This is a genomic window from Virgibacillus sp. 7505 (assembly GCF_002272135.1).
GTDB lineage: Bacteria > Bacillota > Bacilli > Bacillales > Amphibacillaceae > Terribacillus.
Window position 1 is genome coordinate 1 of the sequence record NZ_NPBF01000174.1, and the last position, 278, is coordinate 278.

Annotated in this window: 1 pseudogene; it reads right to left on the reverse strand. The window is 44.2% G+C overall.

Annotated elements, in window-relative coordinates:
- Positions 1-278, reverse strand: a pseudogene (locus tag CHH91_RS18475) (adenylosuccinate lyase family protein); the annotation flags it as partial.

Genomic DNA, 278 nt, shown 5'->3' on the forward strand with positions numbered 1-278 from the left:
GAGGGAATGGGCCTGATCCTTGCCTAATTTCTCTGCTAGTTTCATCATCACGTATTCACTATTATCAAGGCCTTTGTTGCGCTTGGCGTTATGGAGCATTCTCTCTTTATGCACGGTCAGTGTACGGGTCAATTCTTCACAGCGGATCAAAATTTCTGTCATCAATTCCATTGACTCTTCCAACAATCCTTCAAACAGCATATAAGAACTACTGTCCCCTTCATATGGGCGTGCAGCTGAATACATCCCTGTACCAGGAAGAGAATAGAGTTTCTGGG